Below are 25348 nucleotides of genomic sequence, written 5' to 3'. Positions count from 1 at the left end.
TGCTTATCTCCCAGCCTTAGCGTCGGATACCACTACAGTGATGTGAGCGGTACGCTTGAGGATACGATCCGCACGACCTTTGGCACGCGGACGGATGCGCTTCATGGAGGGACCTTCGTCGACCATGATAGTAGCAACACGCAGCGCGTCGATATCGGCGCCTTCGTTGTGCTCAGCGTTTGCAATGGCAGATTCCAGCACTTTCTTAACCAGCACTGCAGCCTTTTTCGGGCTGAAGGTCAGGATATTCAGAGCCTTGTCTACGGACAGACCACGTACTTGATCGGCTACCAGACGAGCTTTCTGGGCAGAAGTACGGGCATAACGGTGTTTAGCGATAGCTTCCATCATTTATCCCTTAGCGCTTCTTAGCCTTCTTATCAGCAGCATGGCCGCGATAAGTACGAGTCGGTGCGAATTCACCCAGTTTGTGACCGATCATTTCTTCGGTAACGAAAACCGGAACGTGCTGACGACCATTATGGACAGCGATGGTCAAACCGATCATGTTCGGGATGATCATTGAACGACGGGACCAGGTTTTAACCGGCTTTTTATCCCCGCTTTCCACCGCTTTCTCTACCTTCTTCAGCAAGTGCAGGTCAATAAATGGACCCTTCTTGAGAGAACGTGGCATGGTGATTCCTCTATGTTAACAATTACTTGTTACGACGACGTACGATGTACTTGTCGGTACGCTTGTTCTTACGGGTCTTGAAGCCTTTAGCCTTCTGGCCCCATGGGGACACAGGCTGCATGCCCTTGTTACGACCCTCACCACCACCGTGCGGGTGGTCAACCGGGTTCATCGCCATACCGCGAACGGTCGGACGAATACCACGCCAGCGGTTTGCACCGGCTTTACCCAGTTGACGCAACATGTGCTCGGAGTTACCGACTTCACCGATGGTAGCGCGGCACTCGGCCAGAACTTTACGTACTTCGCCGGAACGCAGACGCAGAGTTACATAGTTACCTTCACGAGCCAGGATCTGGATGAAAGTACCAGCGGAACGAGCCAGCTGGGCACCTTTACCAGGCTTCATCTCTACAGCGTGAACGGTAGAACCAACCGGGATGTTGCGCATCGGCAGGGCGTTACCTACCTTGATGGCTGCATCAGCACCAGAAGCGATCGCGTCACCAGCTTTCAGGCCTTTCGGAGCCAGGATGTAACGACGCTCACCGTCTGCATACAACACCAGAGCGATGTTAGCGGTACGGTTCGGATCGTATTCCAGGCGCTCTACTTTAGCCGGGATACCGTCTTTGTCGCGCTTGAAGTCGACGATACGGTAGTGCTGCTTGTGACCACCACCGATATGACGGGTAGTGATACGGCCGTTGTTGTTACGACCACCGGACTTGCTTTTGCTGTCCAGCAGAGCGGCGAAGGGCTTGCCCTTGTACAGCTCTTGATTGACGATCTTGACGACGTGGCGGCGGCCCGGAGAAGTAGGCTTGCACTTAACGATTGCCATTTTTGAGAACTCCTCTTACTCGGCTGCGCCCATGAAGTCGATGTCCTGACCAGCTTTCAGGGTCACATAAGCCTTTTTCCAATCGGAACGACGGCCTACGCGTGCACCTGCGCGCTTGGTCTTACCCTTCATGTTCAGGGTACGGACGGTCTCAACTTCGACCTCGAACAGTTTCGCAACTGCAGCTTTGACTTCCGCCTTGGTAGCATCAACAGCAACTTTGAACACGATAGTGTTCTGCTTTTCTGCAACCATGGTGCTCTTTTCAGAGATGTGCGGAGCCTTCAGAACTTTCAGCAGACGCTCTTCACGGATCATGCCAGCATCTCCTCGATTTGCTTAACTGCGTCAGCAGTCATCAGAACCTTGTCGAAAGCGATCAGGCTGACCGGGTCGATACCGGCAACGTCACGCACGTCAACTTTGTACAGGTTGCGAGCAGCCAGGAACAGGTTCTCATCGACTTCAGCAGTCACGATCAGAACGTCAGTCAGTTCCATTTCTTTCAGCTTGGCGATCAGTTCTTTGGTCTTCGGAGCTTCGATGCCGAACTTCTCAACAACGATCAGGCGCTCTTGACGTACCAGCTCGGACAGAATGCTACGGATAGCGCCGCGGTACATCTTCTTGTTTACTTTCTGGCTGTGATCTTGCGGCTTAGCAGCAAAAGTCACACCACCGGAACGCCAGATGGGCGAACGGATGGAGCCAGCACGGGCACGACCAGTACCCTTCTGACGCCACGGCTTTTTGCCGCCACCAGACACTTCAGAGCGAGTCAGCTGCGCACGAGTACCCTGACGGGCACCAGCGGCATATGCAACGACGACCTGGTGAACCAGAGCTTCGTTGAATTCGCGCCCGAAGGTAGTCTCGGAAACTTCAAGAGCGCTCTTGGCGTCTTTCATTACCAATTCCATTACTATCTCCTCAGACGTTACGCTTTGACGGCAGGTTTGACGATCACGTTGCCGTTGGTTGCACCCGGTACTGCACCTTTGATGAGCAGCAGGTTGCGTTCAGCGTCAACACGAACCAGTTCCAGGTTCTGAGTCGTTACACGCTCAGCACCCATGTGACCAGCCATCTTTTTGCCCTTGAATACACGACCCGGAGTCTGGTTCTGACCGATAGAACCCGGAACGCGGTGAGACAAGGAGTTACCGTGGGTCATATCCTGGGTGCGGAAGTTGTGGCGCTTAACAGTACCAGCAAAGCCCTTACCTTTGGATGTGCCGGTAACGTCTACCAGCTTAACGTCAGCGAGAAGATCTACTTTCAGCTCGCTACCAACAGTGAAAGTTTCACCGTTGTTCAGGCGGAATTCCCACAGACCGCGACCGGCTTCTACACCAGCTTTGGCGAAGTGGCCAGCTTCCGGCTTGGTCACACGGCTGGCTTTCTTGACGCCAGTGGTAACCTGAATAGCGTTGTAGCCGTCGGTTTCTACAGATTTGACCTGAGTTACACGGTTAGCTTCAACTTCGATAACAGTCACCGGGATAGAAACGCCATCTTCAGTGAAGATGCGAGTCATACCCACTTTGCGACCTACAAGACCGATTGTCATTGTTATCAACCTCTTTCCGTAATTAACCCAGGCTGATCTGGACGTCTACACCAGCTGCCAGATCCAGACGCATCAGGGCGTCTACGGTCTTGTCAGTCGGCTCAACGATGTCTACCAGACGCTTGTGAGTGCGGATCTCGTACTGATCACGCGCATCTTTGTTGACGTGCGGGGAGATCAGGACGGTGAAGCGCTCTTTGCGAGTCGGCAGCGGAATAGGACCGCGAACCTGCGCGCCAGTGCGCTTAGCAGTTTCAACGATTTCCGCAGTGGATTGATCAATCAGGCGATGATCAAAAGCCTTCAGGCGGATACGGATTCTTTGGTTCTGCATTGACAGAGCTCCAATAGATAAAAGAACATAAATCAACACCGCCCGACCGAGATTTCTCCCGCCAGAGGTGTGATTTTTCACGTTTCCCCCCATATCGGGAGGACTGTATGGCTGGCTCCTGTAAACAGGAAACTCAGCAGCAGACATATCGTCTGGCTTACCTCATAGGTAAGCGGAGGGAATTATACGGATTTTTCAAATTTGCGCAAGGGAGAGCGAACAGATTATGCGCAGTTTTATGTGACAGATGGATCTCGCCTGCGGCAACACACTCTGCTGCCAACACCCAAGTAACGACAATGTTACAAGCAGACTGGTAGACTGTGCGCTTGCCTCTGTCAGTGGAACGACATCCCATGCTCAAAGATCAAAAGAAAGCCTATCAGTATGGCCTTTGCGCCGTTGCCCTCTGGTCGACGGTCGCCACAGCCTTCAAGATCTCCCTCGCCTATTTCGAACCTGTGCAACTGTTGCTTGTGGCAGCCTTCACCTCGACTCTCACGCTGACAGCCGTCGTCGCCAAACAGGGCAAACTGCCGCTGCTGGGGAGCTACATCAAGGCCCGCCCTTTCTACTATCTGACTCTGGGCGTGCTGAATCCCTTTCTCTATTACCTGTTGCTGTTCAAAGCCTATGATCTGCTGCCTGCCCAGCAGGCACAGACCCTCAACTACACTTGGGCCATTACCCTCAGTCTGCTGGCCGTCCCCTTCCTCGGCCAGAAGCTGCGTCGGCGTGATGGCGTCGCTATCGTGCTGGGGTATTTTGGCGCGCTGGTGATCGCCACCAGAGGGGATGTATTCGGCCTCCAGTTCGACAGCCCCCTCGGCGTGACGCTGGCGCTGGTCTCGACCCTCATCTGGGCCAGCTACTGGATCCTCAACACCCGCAATCAGGGCGATCCCATTGTCAGCCTGTTGCTCGGCTTTATGATCAGCCTGCCTTTTATCGTCGTGGCGACCTGGTTGCTCTCCGATTTTGCCATGACCGCCTGGCAGGGATGGGCTGGTGCCATCTATGTGGGACTGTTCGAAATGGGCTTCGGTTTCGTGCTCTGGCTGATGGCGCTGCGCCATGCCACCAACACGGCCCCCATCAGCAACCTCATCTTTATCTCGCCGTTTGCCTCACTGGTGCTGCTCAACCTGTTGATCGGCGAAGCCATCCATCCAGCCACTCCCATCGGGTTAGCGCTCATCGTTGCCGCCCTGCTGATCCAGCAGCTCAAGTACGGCAAACGCTATCGAGCATCAGTCGAAACAAAGAACTGACCATGCAGAAGGGCGTATCCACGGATACGCCCTTCTCTCAATCCATCCACTCCTGTGGCTGATGTTTCGGCAGCCGCATCTCGACTAGCAGGCCGCCGAGATCCGAGCTTCCCAACCGGATAGTGCCGTGGTGCTGGGCGACTATCTTGGCCACGATGGCCAACCCCAGCCCACTGCCGCCGACGGTCCGCGCCACATTCCCCTGAGTAAACGGCTTGAGCACCCGGGAATAGTCCTGCTCCGGAATGCCGGGGCCATCATCGGAGAGGCGCAAGCGCACCCAGTGCCCATCGTCCTTCAGCTCGGCATGCAAACGGCTCGCCCCATAACGCTGCGAGTTGCTTGAGAGGTTGTTCAACACCCGCCGGATACTGACCGGATTGCAGGCCACCCGCACCGCCTCTTGCGGCAGCGCCAGATCAACTTCCAATCCCTGCTCCGAGTAGATCAGCAAGGTATCGTGCACCAGCTGGGTCAGGTCGATCGGCTCCAGATCCTGGCCTTCATCCGGACGGATGTAATCGATGAACTGATCGATGATGGCATTGGACTCATCGATATCGGCGTTGATGCTCTCCTTGAGGTACTCGTCACCAGAGGACATCATCTCGGTCGCCAGCCGGATGCGGGTCAGCGGAGTGCGCAGATCGTGGGAAACCCCCGCCATCATCAGGTTACGCTCTTCGATCAGGCTCTTGATGGAGTGCGACATGTGGTTGAAGGTGCGGGTCAGTCGCCTTACTTCCCGTGATCCCAGCTCCCCCAGCGCCTCGGGGAAATGGCCTCTGGCCACCGCAACTGCACCAGCCTCGAGATCCTCGAGCGGGCGCACCAGCTGCCGGGCAAAGCGCCAGGCCGCAAACAGGGTGATCACCAGCAGCACGCTCAGATAGATGATGAGGGGTTCGATATCGTCATCTTCAATCTCGGTCAGCGGGATCCGCACCCAGATTTTGCTGGCCTGGGGCGGCTGGATCCAGATGATGTAGTGATCCTGGATCTCGACCCGTACCTTGGCCGGGCCACCCAGCTCGCGACTGATGTTCTCCTCCAGATAGGGGTACGGCTTGGCATCGTTGAAGCCATGCTGCACCGCCTCGCTCTGGGTATAGATGTCGGTACCGGTCGTCACATAGACCAGCGCCTCGGCATCTTCACTCAGCGCCAGTTGTTCAGTGTTGACCGGAAAGATCAGCTTGACCTGATTGGCCAGCAAGTGACTGATCTGCTTGACGGTTGGCGCCAGCAGATAGTTATAGAAGGTGACGTAGGAGACTGCTTGATAGACCACCAGAACGGCGGCCAGAAACCAGAGCATGCGTGAAAACATGCTGCCGACCTTTTTCATGCACCGTCACCATCTGGCACGAACACATACCCCAGACCCCAGACGGTCTGCAGGTAGCGAGGCTGGGCCGGATCCTGTTCCAGCAGGCGGCGCAGGCGAGAGACCTGCACGTCGATGCTGCGCTCGGTGGCGGTGTATTCACGGCCACGGGCCAGATTCATCAGCTTGTCGCGGGAGAGCGGCTCGCGCGGATGGCTGACCAGCACCTTGAGCACCGCAAATTCACCGCTGGTGAGCGCCATCGGCTCGCCATCCCGACTCAGCTCGCGGGTCGCGAGATTGAGTTGAAAAGCTCCGAAGTTGACCACCTTTTCTGCAGCAGAGGGAGCCCCCGGCAGCTCGACGGTATGGCGGCGCAGCACGGCACGGATCCGCGCCAGCAGTTCGCGGGGGTTAAACGGCTTGGGCAGATAGTCATCAGCCCCCATCTCGAGCCCGACGATGCGATCCACTTCATCTCCCTTGGCGGTGAGCATCAGCACCGGGATCTGGTTGCCAGCTTCCCGCAGGCGGCGGCAGATGGAGAGCCCATCCTCCCCCGGCAACATCAGATCGAGCACCATCAGGCTGAAGTTTTCACGAGTCAGCAAGCGATCGGCTTGCTCGCCATTGGCCACGCCGCGCACCACGAATCCCTGCTCGGTGAGATAGCGTTCCAACAGGGAACGTAATTTCAGGTCATCGTCCACGACCAGGACCTTGTATTGCTGCTGACTCATTGCTTTGCCTCTTCATTCTTTAGCTGCCCCCAATACTAGGGGGGGATATAGCGGGAGCAAAGCACAAATATGTTACCGGTTATTACCCATCCCGAGAGCGTGACGGCCATCAAGTCACCGCGCTGGCCATCCACTCCCTGAATGGCGCCAGCCGAGCCATCACGATTTCCCTCGACAGCAAGAGGACAAAAGCTAATATTCCCGAGCAGTTAGCGATGAATACCCCTCTTTGACCAGGTCCGCATCACCATGAAGACAAAGCTGATCACCCGCGAAGGCTACAACAAGCTGAAAGAAGAGCTCGATTTCCTCTGGCGTCAGGAGCGCCCCGAGGTCACCAGGAAGGTGGCATGGGCCGCCAGCCTGGGGGATCGCAGCGAAAATGCCGACTACCAGTACAACAAGAAGCGGCTGCGGGAGATCGATCGGCGGGTGCGTTACCTGCGCAAATGTCTCGAAGAGCTGGGGATCGTCGACTATGCCCCCGCGCAGGAGGGCAAGGTCTTCTTCGGCGCCTGGGTCGAGGTGGAAAACGAAGAGGGCGAGACCAAGCGCTTTCGCATCGTCGGCTATGACGAGATCTTCGAGCGCAAGGATTACATCTCCATCGACTCCCCCATGGCCCGCGCCCTGCTCAAGAAAGAGGTCGGCGATGAAGCCATCGTCCGTACGCCAGTTGGTGACGTCTGCTGGTATATCAACGAGATCAGCTACCCCAAATAGCCGGACTGCTTGCCACAGGCACATCCTGAGTCACAGTGCAATGGCAAGATAAACGCCCTCCCCTGCGACTTTATCAGTCTGACTAGTGCAGACCCCGGCGCAGGGTGGCATCCCGCAACACGACCCCATATAGTGCTCACACTTGGCGCCTGATGGCGCGGACTCGACCACAGAGGCCCTCAACAACATCATGATGCAAACCATAGAGAGACAGATTGCCGGTGAGCTCAATGCTCGCCCCGAGCAGGTGCAGGCCGCAGTGCGCCTGCTGGATGAAGGCTCGACCGTGCCCTTTATCGCCCGTTACCGTAAAGAGGTGACCGGCGGTCTGGACGACAGCCAGCTACGTACTCTGGAGAGCCGCCTCGGCTATCTGCGTGAACTGGAAGATCGCCGTCAGGTGATCATTCGCTCCATCGAAGAGCAGGGCAAACTGACCCCCGAGCTGGCCCGCGAATTGAATGGCGCCGACAGCAAGACCCGGCTGGAAGATCTCTACCTCCCCTACAAGCCCAAGCGCCGCACCAAGGGGCAGATGGCGATCGAAGCCGGGTTGGAGCCGCTGGCCAACCTGCTACTCAGCGACCCGATGCAGGATCCCGAGCAAGCGGCGGCCGCCTTCCTCAATCCCGAACAGGGCATTGCCGACAACAAGGCCGCCCTCGACGGCGCCCGCTATATCCTGATGGAACGCTTTGCCGAGCAGGCCGACTTGCTGGAGAAGCTGCGTGACTACCTGTGGCAAAATGCCACCCTGCGCGCCCGCGTGGTGGCAGGCAAGGAGCAGGAAGGGGCCAAGTTCAAGGATTACTTCGAACACGACGAACCACTGCACAAGGCCCCCTCCCACCGGGTGCTGGCCATGCTGCGCGGCCGCAATGAAGGGATCCTCAATCTGGCGCTGGTCACCGGTGACGATGAGAGTGCCAGCCCCTGCGAAGGGATCATTGCCCACCACCTCAAGCTCAATCTGCAGAACCGCCCGGCCGATAAATGGCTGCAAGGGGTGGTGAGCTGGACCTGGAAGATCAAGCTGTCGCTCCAGATGGAGACCGAACTGATCGGTCGCATCCGCGAGTCGGCAGAGGACGAGGCGATCAAGGTATTTGCCATGAACCTCAAGGATCTGCTGATGGCGGCTCCGGCCGGCATGCGTTGCACCATGGGGCTGGATCCCGGCATCCGTACCGGCGTCAAGGTGGCCGTGGTCGATGCTACCGGCAAGCTGGTCGACACCGCGACCATCTATCCGTTCGAACCCAAACGCCAGATCGACCAGAGCCTCAAGACCCTGAGCGAGCTGTGCCAGAAGCACAAGGTCGAACTCATCAGCATTGGCAACGGCACCGCCTCGCGGGAGACCGACCGCCTGGTGAGCGATCTGTTCGAACGCTATCCGGCCGCCAAGGCGCAGAAAATTGTGGTAAGCGAAGCGGGAGCCTCTGTCTACTCCGCCTCCGAGCTTGCCTCTCAGGAGTTCCCGGATCTCGATGTCTCGATCCGTGGCGCCGTCTCCATCGCCCGCCGCCTGCAAGACCCGCTGGCCGAGTTGGTCAAGATCGACCCCAAGAGTATCGGGGTGGGCCAGTATCAGCACGACGTCGGCCAGAGCCAGCTGGCCCGCCGGCTGGATGCCGTGGTCGAGGATTGCGTGAACGCAGTCGGTGTGGATGTGAATACTGCCTCGGTCGCCCTGCTCAACCGGGTTTCCGGCCTCTCCCAGACGTTGGCCCAGAACATCGTCGCCTATCGGGATGAGCACGGCGCATTCAAGAGCCGTCAGCAGTTGCTGAAAGTAAGCCGACTCGGCCCCAAAGCCTTCGAACAGTGCGCCGGCTTCCTGCGCATTCGCGGCGGCAGCAATCCCCTCGACAGCTCGGCGGTACACCCGGAGTCCTATCCGGTGGTGGAGCGGATACTCGCCAAGCTGGAGCAGACCGTGGAGAGCCTGCTCGGCAACAGCAGCCTGCTGCGCAGCCTGAAACCGGCCGATTACACCGATGAGCAATTTGGCGTACCTACCGTCACCGACATCATCGGCGAGCTGGACAAGCCGGGCCGCGACCCGCGCCCCGAGTTCAAAACCGCGACCTTCAAGGAAGGGGTGGAGCAGATCAGCGACCTAGTGCCAGAGATGGTACTGGAAGGGGTGGTCACCAACGTCACCAACTTCGGCGCCTTCGTCGATATCGGTGTTCATCAGGACGGGCTGGTGCACATATCCTCCCTGACCGACCGTTTCGTCAAGGATCCCCGCGAGGTGGTCAAGGCGGGCGACATTGTGCGGGTCAAGGTGCTGGAAGTGGACGCCCCGCGCAAGCGGATCAGCCTCACCATGCGCCTCGACGAGAAAGCGGGGCAAGCTTCCCGCAAGCCGGCTGAAGCGCGCAATAGCAGTGCCGGCAACACCAAGCCAAGAAATGAGCCGCGGCAAAGCCCCCCTATGGGTGGTGCCATGGGCAACGCCTTTGCGGCAGCGCTCTCCAAAGCGAAAAAGTAACGACACCGTCCGGAACGCCTCTGAATGCAAAAAGCCCCGCAAGGGGCTTTTTTACACGCGAAGCTCAGGATTACTGCGCCAGGGCAGCAAGAATGCTCTCGGGCTCTCCATGCTGGGCCAGCACCTCCCGCAGTCGGTTGAATGCCTTGCAGGCCTCTTGCGGATACTTGCCGTAAGAGACGACGCCGGTGTGGCTCCAGCCTGCCGCCAGCATCACTTTCTTCTTGAAACTGGTTCCTTCAGTTCCCCCTCCTCCGAGCTGCATCAGAAACTGCTCCATCTGCAGGTGGGGGGGCGGTACACGGGAGAAGGTGGTGAAATCTTCCGCTTTGACTTCATCGAAATGCATGACAGCTCCTGTGAAATTGGAATGGGCCTGATCTTCAGGTTAGTTGCAAAACAGGCAAAGCAGCTGAAAGTTTGGTGAGGGGGATTCAGATATGCAGACTGAGGGACTGGGTCGAGGCCGGGCTGACAGCCTGTCGATAGTGGCCCGCGATAACGCTGTTGCGCTTGTCCATATAGGCACTCAACACACCGCCCGATTTCGCGCTCTGCTCGGCCATCAGCTCTTTGCGTGCCTTGGCCTCACTCGCGGCGGCGCTGCGCGCGACGGCCAGATCCTGCGCGGAAGGCTCGGCAGGCGCCAGCGCTGCAGAGCGGATCTGCTGCATCTTGGCGATGGTAGCGGCAGGGTCACCGGGTACGACACTGGTATCGATCTGGACTTCGCCACCCGTCGCATAACGCTTGCCATCCGGCCCTTGCGTAAACTGATAGGTGGGCGAGCTGGCGTACTCTCCACCCGCAGACTGGTGCGCCTGCTCGTGAGTGCGCACCTCCTTGTCACGCTCGACAAGATCCTGAACCTGCTGCTCTTGCCGCTGTTGCTGCTCCTGCTGTTTGGGATCTTGCTGCTTGCGCTGCCCATCCTCACCGGTGGCCTCGACAAAGCGATTATCTGGCAGTGTCGTCGGGGCTAATTGCCCGGTTTCACGGCTGTTCTGGGAGCTCTGATTGCTGGAGGCCTGACCGGCTTTGGATTTCTCTTTCTGGGAGCCGACTTCAGATTCGGCAACGGAGGCTTGGCCCGCACGGGCCTGCGGGATCAGTTCTGCCCGGCGATTATCCGTCCTCGCCGCTTCCACCTGGGGTTGCAGCTGTGTCGGGATAAGGGGGGGCAGACTGACATTGATGTTCATCTCACACCCGGATGTCGATCAGGGTTCCCATCATATCGCTGGCAGTCTGCACTACCTTGGCGGAAGCGCCAGCCTGCTGCTCGGCCACCTTAAGGTTGACAAGCTCATCGGTCACTTGCACCTGATCCCCGCTGGGGGTGTTGAGGCGGGCGATCTGATTGGATGCCTTGTCGGCAATCTGCTCGGCTCGCTGAAATCCCTGTACCCCGCTGTTGAAAGCAGAATCAATACGCATGGTGTTACTCCTCTGGTCACAGCTTAATTATCCGCCAGACCAGAGGATTAATGAAGCTTTCAGGCTGTTTTTTAGCCAACAAAATCTCGAACGATTTCAATGAATTCGTCAGGATGGGAGATAAAAGGTGCGTGTGAGGCCTTATTGAGGGTCACGCTGCGGCTGGCAGGGTAGAGATCGTCCAGCAGGGGAATGGCCGCCTTGGGTACCAATGAATCCAGTCGCCCATAGATCCGCAACCAGGGCAGATCCAGCTCCCGCAGCGGTTCGCGCAGGTCAATGTCGGCCAACAGCGTCAGCCCGGCCTCGAGTGCGGCAAACTGGGGTGTCGGGCGCTCGGCCAGCCAGTGGCGCAACTGACGGATATCGTCCCGGGCATGTTCACTGCCCATTGCCTGGATCGCCAGAAAGCGCTCTATGGTCTGGCGAAAATCCCCTGCCAGCATCTGGTTGAAACCGGTCAGTACTTTGGGGGCGATCCCCGGCCACTCATCGCGGGCCATGAAACAGGGAGAGCTGGCCACGGTGATCAGGGAGTGCAACCGATCGGGATGAGTCAGCGCCAACTGGCTTGCCACCAGACCGCCGAGCGACCAGCCAAGCAGATGACACTTCTGCGGCAAGATGGCGGCCACCTGCTCGGCAAGCCAGGGCAGGCTGTAATCCACCTCGTCTGCCAGCGGGCTGTTGCCAAAACCGGGCAAATCCACCAGATGAACTCGATAGTGAGACGCCAGCTGTTGGGCAATACCATGCCAGACCGCACCATTCATCCCCCAACCGTGCAACAGCACCAGATCGGGCCCCTGGCCAAACTGCTCTACCGATATGCTCATCTAGACTCAAGATCCCTATTCATGCTCTTGGGGTCAGCATGTTAAAGCGACTGCTCGCTAAAGCAAGCCCGCTGCTCGGCAACCACCGCGACTGGCAAGGGAGTTGCCTGCTCTGCCATCAGCCTTGCGACAACGAGCCCCTGCTCTGCAGCTGGTGTCGGCAGGCGCTGCACCAGTCACAGCCGAGATGCCACCTCTGCGCCGCACCGCTGGCTGACTATATAGAAGAGAACATACCGGTCTGTGGTCGCTGCCAGCGCAGACCCCCCCCCTGGGAGCGGTTGCAGGTAATTGGCGACTACCAAACCCCCTACCCCATGCTGATCCCCCGGCTTAAATATTCCGGCCAGATCCTGCTGGCGCCGCTACTGGCACGCCTCTTGGCCGATCATCTGGATAGCCGCGAGCCGCCGGAGGCGATCATTCCGGTTCCCCTGCACTGGTGGCGGCAGTGGCGGCGTGGGTTCAATCAGGCGGAGGAGATCGCACAAGCCCTTGGCGAGTTCACCGACATTCCCTGCGACAACACTCTGTTGCAACGCATCAAGGCGACCCCGCAACAAACAGCCTTGAGCGCCGGGCAGCGGCGGCGCAATCTGCGCGGGGCATTCCGGATCCGCCCCCACCACTATCGCCATGTCGCCCTGCTCGATGACGTCGTGACCACAGGCGCCACCGCTGGTCAGCTCAGCCGTTTGCTCCATGAGAGCGGCATCACAAAGGTGGAGGTGTGGGCGATCTGTCGTACCCTGCGGCACAGCAAGTAGCCATCGGCATGCTACCCAAGCATTAATAACCGCGTTATCATGAATACCCTAGTCGTACACTCAGGTTTATGAGGATAGTGATGATCAGCATTTCCGACGCCGCCCAGGCCCATTTCCGTAAACTGCTGGAAAAACAGCCTGATGGCACCAATATCCGGGTGTTTGTGGTCAATCCGGGAACCCAGAATGCCGAGTGTGGCGTATCGTATTGCCCACCCGATGCCGTGGACCCGGAAGATCAACACCTGCCCTTCAGCGGCTTCGACTGCATGGTCGATCCCCTGAGCGCCCCCTTCCTGGTGGATGCCACCATCGACTTCGTGACCGATCAGATGGGCTCCCAGCTCACCCTGAAAGCACCGAACGCCAAGATGCGTAAAGTGGCCGATGACGCGCCGCTGATCGAGCGCATCGAGTACGTGTTGATGTCCGAAGTGAACCCCATGCTGGCCGGTCACGGTGGCAAAGTCACCCTGGTCGAGCTGACTGAAGACAAACTGGCCATCCTGCAGTTTGGCGGTGGTTGCAACGGTTGCTCCATGGTCGATTACACCCTGAAAGAGGGGATCGAGAAGCAGCTGCTAGAGAAGTTCCCGGGTGAGCTCAACGGTGTGAAAGACGCCACCGAGCACCAGCGCGGCGACCACTCCTACTACTGATTTGTTGCCATTGCGGCGCAAAGAAAAGGCCCCGCCATCCGGCGGGGCCTTTTGCATGGGCAATCGGCAGATTACTCGTCCTTCTTGTCTCGCGACAGCAGGGCGATGGCCGCCTCTTTCGGGTTCTTACCCTCGTAGAGCACCTTGAAGATCTGCTCGCAGATGGGCATCTCGACGCCGCAGCGGGCCGCCAGCAGATGCACCTCTTTGGTGTTGCGATACCCCTCCACCACCTGACCGATCTCGGTCATGGCGGTGTTCACATCCTTGCCAGCCCCGAGGGCCAGCCCGAAGCGACGGTTGCGCGACTGGTTGTCGGTACATGTGAGCACCAGATCCCCGAGCCCCGCCATCCCCATAAAGGTTTTGGCATCGGCACCCAGCGCCGCCCCCAGACGCTGCATCTCCACCAGACCCCGAGTGATGAGCGCGGTTCTGGCATTGGCGCCAAACCCGAGCCCGTCGGAGAGACCGGCACCGATGGCGATGACGTTCTTCACCGCCCCACCCAGCTGCAGACCGACGAAGTCCGGATTGGTATAGACCCGGAACGAGCGGCCACAGTGCAGCAGGTGGGAGAGATCGTCAGCGAACTCGTCGTGGGTCGAAGCGACCGAGATGGCGGTCGGCAGACCGGCAGCCAGCTCCTTGGCGAAGGTGGGACCGGAGATCACCGCCAGCGGTATCTCGTCACCCAGCACTTCACGGGCCACATCCTGCAACAGACGGCCACTGTCCGGCTCCAGACCCTTGGTGGCCCAGGCGATACGGGTATCGGGGCGCAGGAAGGGTTTGATCCGGGTCAGCACATCGCCAAATACATGGCTCGGCACGACCAGCAGCAGCACGGGGGCAGCTTGTACCGCACGTTGCAGATCCGCAGTCAGCTGCAGATCGGCGGGAAAAGGGACATCAGGCAAAAATGCCTTGTTGCAGCGGTCTTGTTCCAGCTCGGCGACATGAGCGGGGTCGTGACCCCACAGCAGGGTCGGATGACCATTGCGCGCCAGAGAAATGGCAAGGGCGGAGCCATAAGACCCCGCCCCCAAGACCGAGATAGCGATCTGGTCAGCCATTATCAGGCTTCCGCAGTCGCCTGCTGGGCCTGTGCTTGCGCCATGTGCTGGGCAAACAGGGCATCGAAGTTGACCGGTGCCAGGTTCAGCTGCGGGAAGGAACCCTTGCTCACCATGTTGGCCACGGCTTCGCGGGCATACGGGAACAGGATGTTCGGGCAGAAGGCAGCCAGGCAGTGAGCCAGTTGCGGCTCCGGCAGGTTACCGATGGTGAAGATACCGGCTTGCTGTACTTCGCACAGGAAGGCAGTTTCGGTTTCCAGTTTGCAGGTTACGGTCAGGGTCAGGACAACCTCATACACGTTCTCAGCCAGGATGTTGGTCTTGGTATCCATATCCAGCTTGACGTCCGGCTGCCACTCTTTCTGGAAGATGTGCGGGGTGTTCGGCGCTTCGAAAGAGACATCCTTGGTGTAAACACGCTGGATGTGAAATTCCGGTTGTACTTCCTGGTTGTTGATCTCGTCAGCCATTTCGTTTGATTCCTTGTTATATGGATAAGTGGGCTCAGGCCCTGCTTAAATCAGCGTTTCTTGGTTACCGGCAGATTTTCTGCACGCCATTGGGCCATGCCACCGCCGAGCACATAAACCTGCTTGAAGCCAGCTTTGCTCAGCTGACGGCCCGCGCCGCCCGCAGTCATTCCCGACTCGCACACCACTATGATGGGGGCATCTTTATGCTTTTCAACCGGGCCCAGATTATTGCTCTGGATCTGGGTCAGCGGCAGGTGCTGGGCACCGGCCAGATGACCCTTGGCGTACTCTTCCTGACTGCGAATATCCACCACGGTGGCATTCTCGCGGTTGATCAGCAGGGTCGCAGTGTGATTGTTGACGGTTTTTACCGGAGACAAACGGGCACGCACAGTGGTGTAAACCAGGGTGCCAGCCAGACCCAACCAGGCTGCGGTCAGCAGCGGGTTACGGGCCGCAAAATCCAAATACTCTTGCATCTTCTACTATCCAGGGACCAAGACAAGGGCCCGAGTATACATGGGGGTATTGATAAGATCAGCCATCTTGGCGGCAAAGCGCGAGCAGGCTCCCATCATCATTGGGCTGCGAGCATGGCAGGAAGAGCGTAGCTTGCGGGGCCACGGGAGCGCCCCTTGGCTATCAGGTGACTATTTCGGCAGATGTAGTAATATTACGCTAGTTTCATTTCCCGCATTTTTTCCAATCCGAGAGGACATAGTCTTATGTCAACAGCTAAGAAACCTTTGGTTCTGGTCATCATGGACGGTTGGGGCTACAGCACCAAGCAAGAGCACAACGCCGTCGCTGCCGCCAAGACTCCCAACCTCGACCGTCTGGCCCGTGACTACACCAGCACCCTGATCTCCGGCTCCGGTCTGGACGTCGGTCTGCCGGATGGCCAGATGGGCAACTCCGAAGTGGGCCACGTCAACATCGGTGCCGGTCGCATCGTCTATCAGGAGCTGACCCGCATCTCCAAAGACATCCAGGACGGCGAATTCTTCCAGAACGTCGAGCTGGCCAAGGCTGTTGACGCTGCCGTGACCAACGGCAAAGCCGTTCACATCATGGGCCTGATGTCTCCGGGTGGCGTACACAGCCACGAAGAGCACATCATGGGCATGATCGAAATGGCTGCCAAGCGTGGCGCAGAGAAGATCTATCTGCACGCCTTCCTAGATGGCCGTGACGTTCCGCCGCGCTCCGCTCAGTCCTCCATCGAGCTGTTCGATGCCCTGTTCGCCAAGCTCGGCAAGGGTCGTTTCGCCTCCATGATCGGTCGTTACTTCGCCATGGACCGTGACAACCGCTGGGATCGCGTGCAGCAAGCCTATGACCTGATGACCCAGGGCAAGGGCGAGTTCACCGCCGAGAGCGCCACCGAAGCACTGGCTGCCGCCTATGCCCGCGACGAGAACGACGAGTTCGTCAAAGCCACCCGCATCGGCGAAGCTGCACCGATGGAAGATGGTGATGCACTGATTTTCATGAACTTCCGTGCCGACCGTGCCCGTGAAATCACCCGCGCCTTCGTTGACACCGACTTCACCGGCTTCGCCCGTGCCGTTGAGCCGAAGCTGAACTTCGTGATGCTGACCGAATACGCGGCCGACATCAAAACTGCCTGTGCCTACCCGCCGACCGCTCTGGTCAACACCCTGGGTGAGTGGCTGGCCAAGCAGGGCAAGACCCAGCTGCGCATCTCCGAAACCGAGAAGTATGCTCACGTCACCTTCTTCTTCAACGGTGGCGAAGAGTCCTGCTTCACTGGCGAAGATCGCGAGATCGTGGCCAGCCCGAAAGTGGCTACCTATGACCTGCAGCCGGAAATGAGCTCCGAAGAGCTGACCGACAAGCTGGTTGCGGCCATCAAGAGCGGCAAGTACGACGTCATCATCTGTAACTACCCGAATGGCGACATGGTTGGTCACACCGGTGTATTCGATGCCGCCGTCAAAGCCTGTGAAGCCGTTGACCACTGCATCGGTCGCGTCACCGACGCCCTGGCCGAAGTGGGTGGCGAGTGCCTGATCACTGCCGACCACGGCAACGCCGAGAAGATGCTGGACGAAGAGACTGGTCAGGCCCACACCGCCCACACCAATCTGCCGGTTCCGCTCATCTATTTCGGTCGCAAAGCCGAGGTAGTTGAGGGTGGCAAACTGTCCGATCTGGCCCCCACCATGCTGACCCTGATGGGTCTGCCGGTGCCGCCGGAAATGACTGGCAAGCCCCTGATGATTCTGAAATAATCCTTCCCCATGCGGGGATGCGAAGTTATTTCACAGAAAACCAGTCGCGTCGGCCTGTTGGCCGGCGCGCTGTTTTTTTGCCTGTCGTTTGGCGCCAGCAAACCGGCTTTGGCCGCCAATCAGCAGCTGGGGACCATGCAGTCCCAGATCAAGGAACAACAGCAGACCATCAAGCTCAGCAAGCAGGAGCTTGCCAAGCTCAATACCCAGCTCAAGGCTGACGAGCAGGCCATCTCGGCCGCCGCCGCCAAACTCAACCAGACCAGGCAGCAGTTGAAGCAGAACCAGCAGACGCTGGCGACCCTGCAAAAAGACAAGCAGGGGCTGGAAGTTCAAGCCAAACATCAAAAACAGTTGCTGGCCAAACAGGCGGAGAGCGCCTTTCAAGCGGGCAACCACGACTACCTCAAACTGCTGCTCAATCAGCAGGATCCGGCCAAACTGAGCCGCTCACTCGACTACTACGACTACCTCAACAAGGCCCGCATCGAGGCCATCGACGCCCTGCGCGCCACCCGCGACAAGCTGGCGAAAAACCAGCAGGCAACCAAAGAGACCGAAACCAGACTGCAGACCCTGCTTGCCGAACAGCAGGAGCATCACCAGACCCTGCAGGCCAGCCAGCAGAGCCGGGCCAAGGTGCGCAACCAGTTGCAGCAGTCGGTACAGGATGACGAGCAGAAGCTCACCAAGCTGGTCAAGGCGGAGAAAGCGCTGAAAGCCCGGCTGGAAGAGCTGCGTCGCAAGCGGGAAGAGCAGGAGCGCCGTGAACGGGCCGAGCGGGAACGGCTGGCCAAGCTGAAAGCGGAGCAGGAGCGTCAGCGCAAGCTGGCCGAACAGCGCCGCGCCGAGCAGCAACGACTCGCCGCCCAGCAGAATAAAACCGTCAAACCGGCAGAACCTGCCGAAGAGGTGGCCAGCAGCAAACCGGAGCGCGGCTCGGGCATCAGCAGTGCTGGCCACTATAGCGGCCTCAAGACCAATGGCAGCCTGCGCTGGCCGGTGCAGGGACCGATCCTCATCTCCTATGGCTCGCCCCGTACCGCCCAGCTCAAGTGGAAAGGCACCCTGATCGGCGCCAGCGAAGGAACCCAGGTCAAGGCGGTCGCACCGGGACAAGTGGTTTACGCCGACTGGCTCGACGGCTTCGGTATGCTGCTGGTGATCGACCACGGTAAAGGCTATATGAGCCTCTACGGTCACAATCAGTCACTGCTGCGTCAGGTTGGCCAGAATGTGGAACAGGGTGAACCGGTGGCACTGGTCGGTGACAGTGGCGGTCAGGACAGACCGGGCCTCTACTTCGAAATTCGCTATCAGGGCGAGGCGATCAACCCGACCAAATGGCTGGCCAAGGGTTGAGTCAACCCGACCGACAAACGCGTCACACGCTCACTAGCAAAAGCCTGCCTCACGCAGGCTTTTGTTGTTTCAGGAGCGCCCTCCCCACTGTCGGCCCCATTTGATGAAAAATTACCTAATTTTTCGCTCGGCTCAGGGAAAGACAACCAGACCGATCTGCTCCAGCAATACCTGCTGCTGATCCTCGTTAATTTGCACCCCTTGCAGATCGACCCGCCGCAGATCCAGCCCCGGCAGGTCGCACTGGCGCAGATCGCAGCCCTGCAGCTTGAAGCTGGTCCAGTCAATCTGGCCAAACTCGGAGCCGCTGAGATCGGAACCCGCCAGCGAGGCACCAAACAGGTTGGCCCCCTGCCAGCGGTTGCCGGTCAGCTCGCACTTCTCCAGCAGGCAGCCCTCGAAGCTGGCGTAGCTGAAGTTGTTGCCGGTCAGATGGGCCTCGCAGAAGTAGCTTTTGGCGGTGATCTGGTTGGCGAAGCTGGCATGGCTGAAGTTGATACCGACCGCCTGACAGTTGCGCATCTCCAGCCCCAGACACTGGCTGCGGCTACAATCGGCCATGGTGAGATCGCAGCGCAGGAAGCTGGCCTCGCGCAGCTCGCAACCCTGCAACAGGCAGCCCCGTTCACTCTCCCGATCGTAGAAGCTGCAGTCAATGAAGCGGCTATCGCTCAAATCCAGCCAGGAGAAGTTGCAGCCGATAAAGCGGCACTCCGAGAACTGCTCCCCCTCCACATCCTGTTGCTCGAACCGGACATCCACGAACTGCTTGCCTCTGATCATCGGAAAACTCCTGCAAAAACGGCTTCATATGCTGACTTTATCCGCCAAAAACGGTAATGTTACATGTAACATCCACGCTGGACACCCCTATGAGCCCCACCCGCAAGCGCCGCCCCACCCTGCAAGATATCGCCGACCAGACCGGCGTGACCAAGATGACTGTCAGCCGCTATCTGCGCGACCCGCAGACCGTGGCGGAGGGGACCCGCGAGCGGATCGCGGCTGTGGTGGAAGAGCTGGGTTATATCCCCAACCGGGCGCCGGACATTCTCTCCAACGCGACCAGCAAGGCGATCGGCATCCTGATCCCCTCCCTCTCCAACCAGGTCTTCTCGGCGGTGATCCACGGCATCGAGTCGGTGACCCGACCGGCCGGTTACCAGACCCTGCTGGCCCACTACGGCTACAGCCCGGAGCGGGAGGAGGAGCAGGTCGCGTCCCTGCTCTCCTATCACGTGGATGGGCTGATCCTCTCCGACAGCCAGCACACCGAGCGCACCCGCAAGATGATCGCCACCGCCGGCATTCCGGTGGTGGAGACCATGGATCTGCCGCAAACCCCCATCGACATGGTGGTCGGCATGGACCATAGAGCCGCCGCCCGGGCCATGGTAACAGAGATGCTGCACCGGGGCCGGCGCAAGGTGGTCTATCTGGGGGCGCGGCTCGACGTGCGTACCCAGCTGCGGATGGAGGGTTACTATCAGGCGATGACCGACTTCGGCCTCACCGGCCAGCATCTGCTGACCGAACAATCTTCCAGCTTCACTCTGGGGGGCGAGCTGCTGGATCAGGCGCTGGTGCGCTATCCCGACCTCGACGGCCTGTTCTGCACCAACGATGACCTGGCGGTGGGCGCCCTGCTGCAGTGTCAGGCCAAGTGGATCCCGGTTCCCCAGCAGATCGCCATCGCCGGTTGCAACGCCCTCGACATCGGCCACGCCATGACCCCCAAACTGGCCAGTATCGCCACCCCGCGGGAAGCGATCGGTCGGGAGGCGGCCACCATGCTGCTGGCGCGTCTCAACGGCCAATCCCAACCCGATACCCGCAAAGATATCGGCTTCTCCCTCTATGTCGGGGAGAGTCTGGGGTAATCCCTTCCCTCACCCACTTAAGTCACGCTGATAGCAAACAGGCCACCCGAGGGTGGCCTGTTTGGTTTTCTGCACAACTGACGCTTAGCGTTTTACCAGCTCAACCGCTTCGCGGGAGAGGCGGGTCACCTCTTCCCAGTTACCGCTCTTGACCGCATCGGCCGGCAGCATCCAGGAGCCGCCGACGGTGGCCACGCACTTGAGCGCCAGATAGTCGGCCACGTTTTTCGGGCCGATACCACCGGTGGGGCAGAACTTCACCTGGGGCAGTGGGGCGGCAATGGCGGAGAGCGCCTTGGTGCCGCCGTTCGCTTCGGCCGGGAAGAACTTCAGGTGATCATAGCCCGCTTCCAGCGCCTGCATCACTTCAGACGGAGTAGCCACACCCGGGATCAGCGGTGCAGTGCTGTTGGCCGCGTGGGCCAGCAGGGCCGGGGTCATCCCCGGGGAGATGACGAAACGGGCACCGGCAGCAACGGCTGCGTCAAACTGCTCGCAGTTGAGCACGGTACCGGCACCGACCATGGCATCCGGCATCGCCTTGGCAATGAGGGCGATGGCATCGAGCGCCACCGGGGTGCGTAGGGTGATTTCGAAAACGGAGATGCCGCCGTCGAGCAGCGCCTTGGCCATCGGCAGGGCCTGATCCAGCTCGTTGATAACCATCACGGGTACCAGCGGGGAGGCGGCAAACACCTCGGCCGGGGTCACTTTCCAGTTCTGCATAGCTCTTCCTTAGTCAAAGATGGTGGCGCCACACTCGGCGCTCGATACCGCGCGACGCATCACGCTGAACAGTTCACGACCCCACCCCTCTTGTTCCAGAGTGAGGTCAATCTCGGCCTGGGTACGGCCACTCAAATCGGTCAGGCAATCGAGGCTGCCGCTTACCGCGTCAACCCGCAGCAGGTCGCCGTCAGCCAGCAGGCCAATGGCCCCGCCGTGCAGCGCTTCCGGAGTGACGTGGATGGCGGCCGGGATCTTGCCGGAGGCGCCGGAGAGACGACCATCAGTGACCAGCGCCACCTTGTAACCCGCCTTCTGCAGGTTGCCGAGCACCGGCATCAGCTTGTGCAGCTCCGGCATACCGTTGGCGGCCGGGCCATTGTGGCGCACCACGATCACGGCATCCTGATTGAGATCGCCCGCCTTGTAGGCCGCTTCCACCGCATGCTGGGAGGAGAAGACCCGCGCCGGTGCTTCAATCACCCGATACTCGGGAGCCACGGCGGAGACCTTGACCACGGCGCGGCCCAGATTGCCCGCCAGCAGCTTGGTGCCGCCGGTGGCCTGGAATACGCTGCCGGAAAGCGACAGCACGCTCGCGTCGCCGCTCTCGCCCACCGGCTGCCATACCAGCTGGCCATCGACCAGTGCCGGACGGCTGAGGTAATCCTGCATCTCGCCAAAGACCGGAGTGGCATCCATGTGGATCAGCCCCTCTTGCGCCAGACGGCGCATCAGGCCGGGCACGCCGCCCGCCTGTTCGAAGGCGTTGACGTCAGCCGGGCCGTTCGGGTACATGCGAACCAGCAGCGGCACCACGTCGGATAGATCGCTGATGTCATCCCAGGTCAGCACCAGACCGGCGGCGCGGGCCAGCGCCACCATGTGGATACTGTGGTTGGTGCTGCCGCCGGAGGCGAGCAGGGCCACCAGACCGTTGACCAGCGAGCGCTCATCCAGCACCTCGCTCAGGGGGCGATAGGCCGGAGATCCCGGGATCATGGCGCTGATACGGCGAGCCGCCTCGGCGGTCAGGGCGCGGCGCAGCTCGCTGTGCGGATGCACAAAGGCGGAGCCCGGCAGCATCAGGCCCATGGCCTCGAACACCAGCTGGTTGGTGTTGGCGGTGCCGTAGAAGGTACAGGTGCCCGCCGCGTGGTAGGCGCCGCACTCCATCTCCAGCAGGGCATCGCGACCCACTTCACCGGCAGCGTACTTCTGACGCACCTTCACCTTCTCGTCATTGCTGATGCCGCTCGCCATGGGGCCAGCAGGAACAAATGCAGTCGGCAGGTGAGCGTGGGAGAGGGCCCCCATGATCTGACCCGGAGCGATCTTGTCGCAGATACCGAGCAGCAGGGTGGCATCAAAGGTGTTGTGAGAGAGCGACAGCGCGGTCGCCTGGGCGATTAGGTCGCGGGAGAAGAGGGACATGTCCATTCCCGGCTGACCCTGGGTCACGCCATCGCACATGGCGGGCACGCCGCCGGCGACCTGGGCGCTGTGGCCCAGCTCGGCCAGTACCGCCTTGATCTGATCCGGATAGCCCTGATAGGGCTGATGGGCGCTCAGCATATCGTTGTAGGCGGTGACAATGCCGACGTTGGCACGGGTCATATCGAGAATGCGACCCTTCTCGTCACTGCTGCAGGCGGCCACGGCGTGGGCCAGGTTGCCGCAGGCCAGCGCGGCGCGGGTCTTGCCCTGCTCTGCCTGACGCTGGATGCGGGCCAAAAATGCCTGACGACGGGCGACACTGCGCTCGCGGATGCGGGCGGTGACGTTGGAAATTACCTGATGAATCATTGGGCTTGCTCCAATGCTGTGACGGCGCGGTCAACCACCTGTTCGAAGGTGCCGTCTATATCAATGTGGAATACACCGGCTTCGCCATCCGGGCGCTCCAGAGTATCGAACTGACTTTGTACCATGCTTTCGCGCATGAAGTGGCCCTTGCGGGCACGCATCCGCTCGAGGATCAGCGGCTGGCTGCCATCGAGGAAGATGAAGCTGACCGACTCGTTGCCTTCGCGGATCTGGTCGCGGTACTTCTTTTTGAGGGCGGAACAGACAATGATGCCGGTCTCGTTCTTCTGCTCGAGACTGTAGGCGGCGTCGCGGATCCGCTCCAGCCAGGGGGCACGATCCTCATCGTTGAGGGGGTTGCCGCCAGCCATCTTCTGGATGTTGGCCTTAGGGTGCAGGTCATCACCATCGATGAACTTGGCGCCCAGCGCTTCGGCCACTTTCAGACCCACGCTGGATTTGCCGCTACCACACACACCCATCACGATAATGCACTTACCCGCCATAATTTGACCTCTGTCCCACTTTTCAAAAAACCAGCTGTTGATGGGTTCTAATCTAACACGTTACCGGTAACATGTTACCGGTAACGATTGAAAATGTGAAGTCTGCCACAGACTGAGCAAACCCATAGTCACCTGGGCATATGATGTTGAGCCCTTGCCATAAATCTAAATAAATCATAAAGATATGGTTTGCCGACGGATCGGCAAGGTGTCACGACTGAACTTGGAAAAAGGAACGCATAACAATGTCTGACCTCTCCCTGATCATGACAGCCGCCGGCTCGATTGTGCTGCTGCTCTTCCTGGTGATGAAGGCCCGGCTCCACGCCGTGGTAGCCCTGATCCTGGTCTCCATGGTGGCGGGTCTCGCCGCTGGCATGAACCCGGCCGACATCGCCAACACCATCCAGAAAGGGATGGGCGGCACCCTCGGTTTCGTCGCGGTAGTGGTGGCGCTGGGCGCCATGTTCGGCAAGGTGATGGAAGTGACCGGTGCCCTCGACCGGGTAGCACACACCCTGCTCGGCAAGTTCGGCGTCAAGCGCGCCAACTGGGCCATGGCCCTGACCGGCTTTGTCTGCGCCCTGCCGCTCTTCTTTGATGTGGCCGTGGTGCTGCTGATCGGCGTCGCCTTCGCCATCGTCCGTCGTGGCGGCGGCAGTGTGGTGAAGATCGGTATTGCCCTGCTGGCCGGTATCGCCACCTGCCAGGCCTTCCTTATTCCGGCGCCGGGCCCGATCCTGGTGGCATCCCAGCTGGGTGCCGACTTCGGCTACATGATCCTGTTCGGCTTGATCGCCGCCGTGCCGGCGCTGATCCTGGCGGGCCCGCTGTTCGGTGACTTCATCAGCAAGATCGTCGATGTGCCGCTGCCTGCCGATGCCCAGAACAGTGTTCACGATGACAGCAAATCCCTGCCCTCTTTCGGGCTGGCCATGGGCCTCATCGGTCTGCCGCTGCTGCTGATCGGCCTCAAGACCATCGTCGGTCGCTTCGTCGAGGCGGGCTCCACCCTGCACAACTGGCTGGAGTTCATCGGCCACCCCTTCACCGCCATCATGGTCGCCTGTCTGGCCGCCTTCTATCTGCTGGGTATTCGCCGTGGCATGTCCCGCGACGAGGTGATGAGCGTCTGCAACAGCGCCATCCAGCCCGCCGGTGTCATCATCCTGGTGACCGGTGCCGGTGGCGTCTTCAAGCAGGTGCTGGTTGATTCCGGCGTAGGCGCCGCGCTGGGCAACATGCTGGCCGACTCCGGTCTGCCTATCGTCGCGCTGGCCTTCATTCTGGCCGCCGCGGTACGGGTGATTCAGGGTTCTGCCACCGTCGCCATGCTGACCGCCTGCGGTCTGGTGCTGCCGATGCTGGAACCCCTCGGCCTGAACGGCGCCCAGCTGGCGGCCGTCACCATCGCCATCGGCGGCGGTGCCATCGTGCTCTCCCACGTCAACGACTCCGGTTTCTGGCTGGCGAACCGCTACCTCGGCCTGACCGAGAAGCAGACTCTGCAGACCTGGACTGTGATGGAGACCATCATCGGCACCACCGGCGGCGTGATGGCGATGATCATCTACAGCTTCCTCTGACAAGGGCGAAATGCTGACAAAAAGGCCTCA

At 59.7% G+C, this 25348-nt stretch carries 29 protein-coding genes; 9 read left to right on the top strand and 20 right to left on the bottom strand.

The window, feature by feature from the left end:
- Positions 1–3: 3 nt before the first annotated feature.
- From rplV to rpsJ, 7 genes are read right to left on the bottom strand one after another with little or no spacing between them, the layout of a single operon-like run.
- Entirely contained in the window at positions 4–348 is a 345-nt protein-coding gene (gene rplV, locus AB5Z02_RS01795; RefSeq protein WP_005319741.1) for a 50S ribosomal protein L22, read from the bottom strand.
- A gap of 10 nt (positions 349–358) precedes the next feature.
- Complete coding sequence (gene rpsS / locus AB5Z02_RS01790) at positions 359–637, bottom strand: 30S ribosomal protein S19 (protein WP_005307960.1); 279 nt, start codon at positions 635–637, stop codon at positions 359–361.
- Positions 638–659: 22 nt separating this feature from the next.
- Positions 660–1481: a 50S ribosomal protein L2 gene (rplB, locus tag AB5Z02_RS01785; RefSeq protein ID WP_005340614.1), complete on the bottom strand. Its 822-nt coding sequence runs from the start codon at positions 1479–1481 to the stop codon at positions 660–662.
- Between the two features lie 15 nt (positions 1482–1496).
- Entirely contained in the window at positions 1497–1796 is a 300-nt protein-coding gene (rplW, locus tag AB5Z02_RS01780) for a 50S ribosomal protein L23 (protein WP_342690021.1), read from the bottom strand.
- On the bottom strand, positions 1796–2401 hold the full coding sequence (rplD, locus tag AB5Z02_RS01775; RefSeq protein WP_005340616.1) for a 50S ribosomal protein L4: 606 nt from the start codon (positions 2399–2401) through the stop codon (positions 1796–1798). Before rplD ends, rplW begins: the two co-directional genes overlap by 1 nt.
- Positions 2402–2418: 17 nt before the next feature.
- Positions 2419–3051, bottom strand: coding sequence for a 50S ribosomal protein L3 (gene rplC / locus AB5Z02_RS01770; RefSeq protein ID WP_368215092.1), 633 nt, complete (start codon positions 3049–3051; stop codon positions 2419–2421).
- A gap of 22 nt (positions 3052–3073) precedes the next feature.
- Positions 3074–3385: a 30S ribosomal protein S10 gene (gene rpsJ, locus AB5Z02_RS01765; protein WP_005307944.1), complete on the bottom strand. Its 312-nt coding sequence runs from the start codon at positions 3383–3385 to the stop codon at positions 3074–3076.
- A gap of 356 nt (positions 3386–3741) precedes the next feature.
- On the opposite strand from rpsJ, the gene AB5Z02_RS01760 reads away from it, so the two are divergent.
- Positions 3742–4656: a DMT family transporter gene (locus tag AB5Z02_RS01760; RefSeq protein ID WP_368195745.1), complete on the top strand. Its 915-nt coding sequence runs from the start codon at positions 3742–3744 to the stop codon at positions 4654–4656.
- Positions 4657–4693: 37 nt separating this feature from the next.
- Here the strand turns inward: AB5Z02_RS01760 and envZ are convergent, their stop codons facing one another.
- Complete coding sequence (envZ, locus tag AB5Z02_RS01755; RefSeq protein WP_005340624.1) at positions 4694–6004, bottom strand: two-component system sensor histidine kinase EnvZ; 1311 nt, start codon at positions 6002–6004, stop codon at positions 4694–4696.
- The gene (ompR, locus tag AB5Z02_RS01750; RefSeq protein WP_005340625.1) at positions 6001–6723 is read right to left on the bottom strand and encodes a two-component system response regulator OmpR; all 723 of its coding nucleotides are present in this window, start codon (positions 6721–6723) and stop codon (positions 6001–6003) included. Before ompR ends, envZ begins: the two co-directional genes overlap by 4 nt.
- Positions 6724–6972: 249 nt before the next feature.
- Between ompR and greB the strand changes: the two genes are divergently transcribed.
- Positions 6973–7446, top strand: a complete 474-nt coding sequence (gene greB, locus AB5Z02_RS01745; protein WP_005355349.1) for a transcription elongation factor GreB — start codon at positions 6973–6975, stop codon at positions 7444–7446.
- Positions 7447–7636: 190 nt separating this feature from the next.
- A complete protein-coding gene (locus AB5Z02_RS01740; RefSeq protein WP_368215090.1) occupies positions 7637–9946 on the top strand; it encodes a Tex family protein in 2310 nt (769 codons plus the stop codon).
- Between the two features lie 70 nt (positions 9947–10016).
- Here AB5Z02_RS01740 and AB5Z02_RS01735 read toward each other — a convergent pair whose 3' ends face one another.
- The 4 genes from AB5Z02_RS01735 to bioH form a co-directional block, all read right to left on the bottom strand.
- Positions 10017–10295 (bottom strand): hypothetical protein, encoded by a 279-nt coding sequence (locus AB5Z02_RS01735; protein WP_005340630.1) that lies wholly within the window; start codon positions 10293–10295, stop codon positions 10017–10019.
- Between the two features lie 85 nt (positions 10296–10380).
- Entirely contained in the window at positions 10381–11148 is a 768-nt protein-coding gene (locus tag AB5Z02_RS01730; protein ID WP_123172164.1) for a putative metalloprotease CJM1_0395 family protein, read from the bottom strand.
- A gap of 1 nt (position 11149) precedes the next feature.
- Positions 11150–11383: a flagellar basal body rod C-terminal domain-containing protein gene (locus AB5Z02_RS01725; RefSeq protein WP_005340632.1), complete on the bottom strand. Its 234-nt coding sequence runs from the start codon at positions 11381–11383 to the stop codon at positions 11150–11152.
- A gap of 71 nt (positions 11384–11454) precedes the next feature.
- On the bottom strand, positions 11455–12219 hold the full coding sequence (bioH, locus tag AB5Z02_RS01720; RefSeq protein ID WP_368215088.1) for a pimeloyl-ACP methyl ester esterase BioH: 765 nt from the start codon (positions 12217–12219) through the stop codon (positions 11455–11457).
- 38 nt (positions 12220–12257) lie between these two features.
- On the opposite strand from bioH, the gene AB5Z02_RS01715 reads away from it, so the two are divergent.
- Positions 12258–12986, top strand: coding sequence for a ComF family protein (locus AB5Z02_RS01715; protein ID WP_368215086.1), 729 nt, complete (start codon positions 12258–12260; stop codon positions 12984–12986).
- An 80-nt stretch (positions 12987–13066) separates the two neighbouring features.
- Positions 13067–13645 carry a Fe-S biogenesis protein NfuA gene (nfuA, locus tag AB5Z02_RS01710; protein WP_005340636.1) on the top strand — a complete coding sequence of 193 codons (579 nt, stop codon included), beginning with the start codon at positions 13067–13069 and terminating at the stop codon, positions 13643–13645.
- Positions 13646–13716: 71 nt separating this feature from the next.
- Here the strand turns inward: nfuA and gpsA are convergent, their stop codons facing one another.
- From gpsA to AB5Z02_RS01695, 3 genes are read right to left on the bottom strand one after another with little or no spacing between them, the layout of a single operon-like run.
- The gene (gpsA, locus tag AB5Z02_RS01705) at positions 13717–14721 is read right to left on the bottom strand and encodes an NAD(P)H-dependent glycerol-3-phosphate dehydrogenase (protein WP_005356865.1); all 1005 of its coding nucleotides are present in this window, start codon (positions 14719–14721) and stop codon (positions 13717–13719) included.
- Between the two features lie 2 nt (positions 14722–14723).
- Complete coding sequence (gene secB, locus AB5Z02_RS01700; protein ID WP_005340639.1) at positions 14724–15194, bottom strand: protein-export chaperone SecB; 471 nt, start codon at positions 15192–15194, stop codon at positions 14724–14726.
- A gap of 50 nt (positions 15195–15244) precedes the next feature.
- Positions 15245–15676 carry a rhodanese-like domain-containing protein gene (locus AB5Z02_RS01695; protein WP_005340640.1) on the bottom strand — a complete coding sequence of 144 codons (432 nt, stop codon included), beginning with the start codon at positions 15674–15676 and terminating at the stop codon, positions 15245–15247.
- A gap of 246 nt (positions 15677–15922) precedes the next feature.
- On the opposite strand from AB5Z02_RS01695, the gene gpmM reads away from it, so the two are divergent.
- Together gpmM and envC are read left to right on the top strand one after the other, a co-directional pair.
- On the top strand, positions 15923–17452 hold the full coding sequence (gene gpmM / locus AB5Z02_RS01690; RefSeq protein WP_005356867.1) for a 2,3-bisphosphoglycerate-independent phosphoglycerate mutase: 1530 nt from the start codon (positions 15923–15925) through the stop codon (positions 17450–17452).
- Between the two features lie 9 nt (positions 17453–17461).
- Positions 17462–18814, top strand: coding sequence for a murein hydrolase activator EnvC (gene envC, locus AB5Z02_RS01685; RefSeq protein ID WP_368215084.1), 1353 nt, complete (start codon positions 17462–17464; stop codon positions 18812–18814).
- A 132-nt stretch (positions 18815–18946) separates the two neighbouring features.
- Here envC and AB5Z02_RS01680 read toward each other — a convergent pair whose 3' ends face one another.
- Complete coding sequence (locus tag AB5Z02_RS01680) at positions 18947–19597, bottom strand: Qnr family pentapeptide repeat protein (RefSeq protein ID WP_368215083.1); 651 nt, start codon at positions 19595–19597, stop codon at positions 18947–18949.
- 89 nt (positions 19598–19686) lie between these two features.
- Between AB5Z02_RS01680 and AB5Z02_RS01675 the strand changes: the two genes are divergently transcribed.
- Positions 19687–20694, top strand: coding sequence for a substrate-binding domain-containing protein (locus tag AB5Z02_RS01675; protein ID WP_005355407.1), 1008 nt, complete (start codon positions 19687–19689; stop codon positions 20692–20694).
- Positions 20695–20778: 84 nt separating this feature from the next.
- Here AB5Z02_RS01675 and AB5Z02_RS01670 read toward each other — a convergent pair whose 3' ends face one another.
- From AB5Z02_RS01670 to AB5Z02_RS01660, 3 genes are read right to left on the bottom strand one after another with little or no spacing between them, the layout of a single operon-like run.
- Positions 20779–21420 (bottom strand): bifunctional 4-hydroxy-2-oxoglutarate aldolase/2-dehydro-3-deoxy-phosphogluconate aldolase, encoded by a 642-nt coding sequence (locus tag AB5Z02_RS01670; protein WP_182969982.1) that lies wholly within the window; start codon positions 21418–21420, stop codon positions 20779–20781.
- Positions 21421–21429: 9 nt separating this feature from the next.
- Positions 21430–23226 carry a phosphogluconate dehydratase gene (gene edd / locus AB5Z02_RS01665; protein WP_368215081.1) on the bottom strand — a complete coding sequence of 599 codons (1797 nt, stop codon included), beginning with the start codon at positions 23224–23226 and terminating at the stop codon, positions 21430–21432.
- Entirely contained in the window at positions 23223–23732 is a 510-nt protein-coding gene (locus AB5Z02_RS01660; protein ID WP_005340649.1) for a gluconokinase, read from the bottom strand. The genes edd and AB5Z02_RS01660 overlap by 4 nt, the downstream gene beginning before the upstream one ends.
- A gap of 245 nt (positions 23733–23977) precedes the next feature.
- Here AB5Z02_RS01660 and gntU point away from each other — a divergent pair, with 245 nt between their 5' ends.
- Positions 23978–25318, top strand: coding sequence for a gluconate transporter (gntU, locus tag AB5Z02_RS01655; protein ID WP_005355418.1), 1341 nt, complete (start codon positions 23978–23980; stop codon positions 25316–25318).
- Positions 25319–25348 lie beyond the last annotated feature (30 nt).

Source organism: Aeromonas sp. R2-3 (genome assembly GCF_040908375.1).
Classification (GTDB): domain Bacteria; phylum Pseudomonadota; class Gammaproteobacteria; order Enterobacterales; family Aeromonadaceae; genus Aeromonas; species Aeromonas veronii.
The sequence above is the reverse complement of the archived record's forward strand: the minus strand, read 5'-3'. Positions and strand labels throughout refer to the sequence as shown.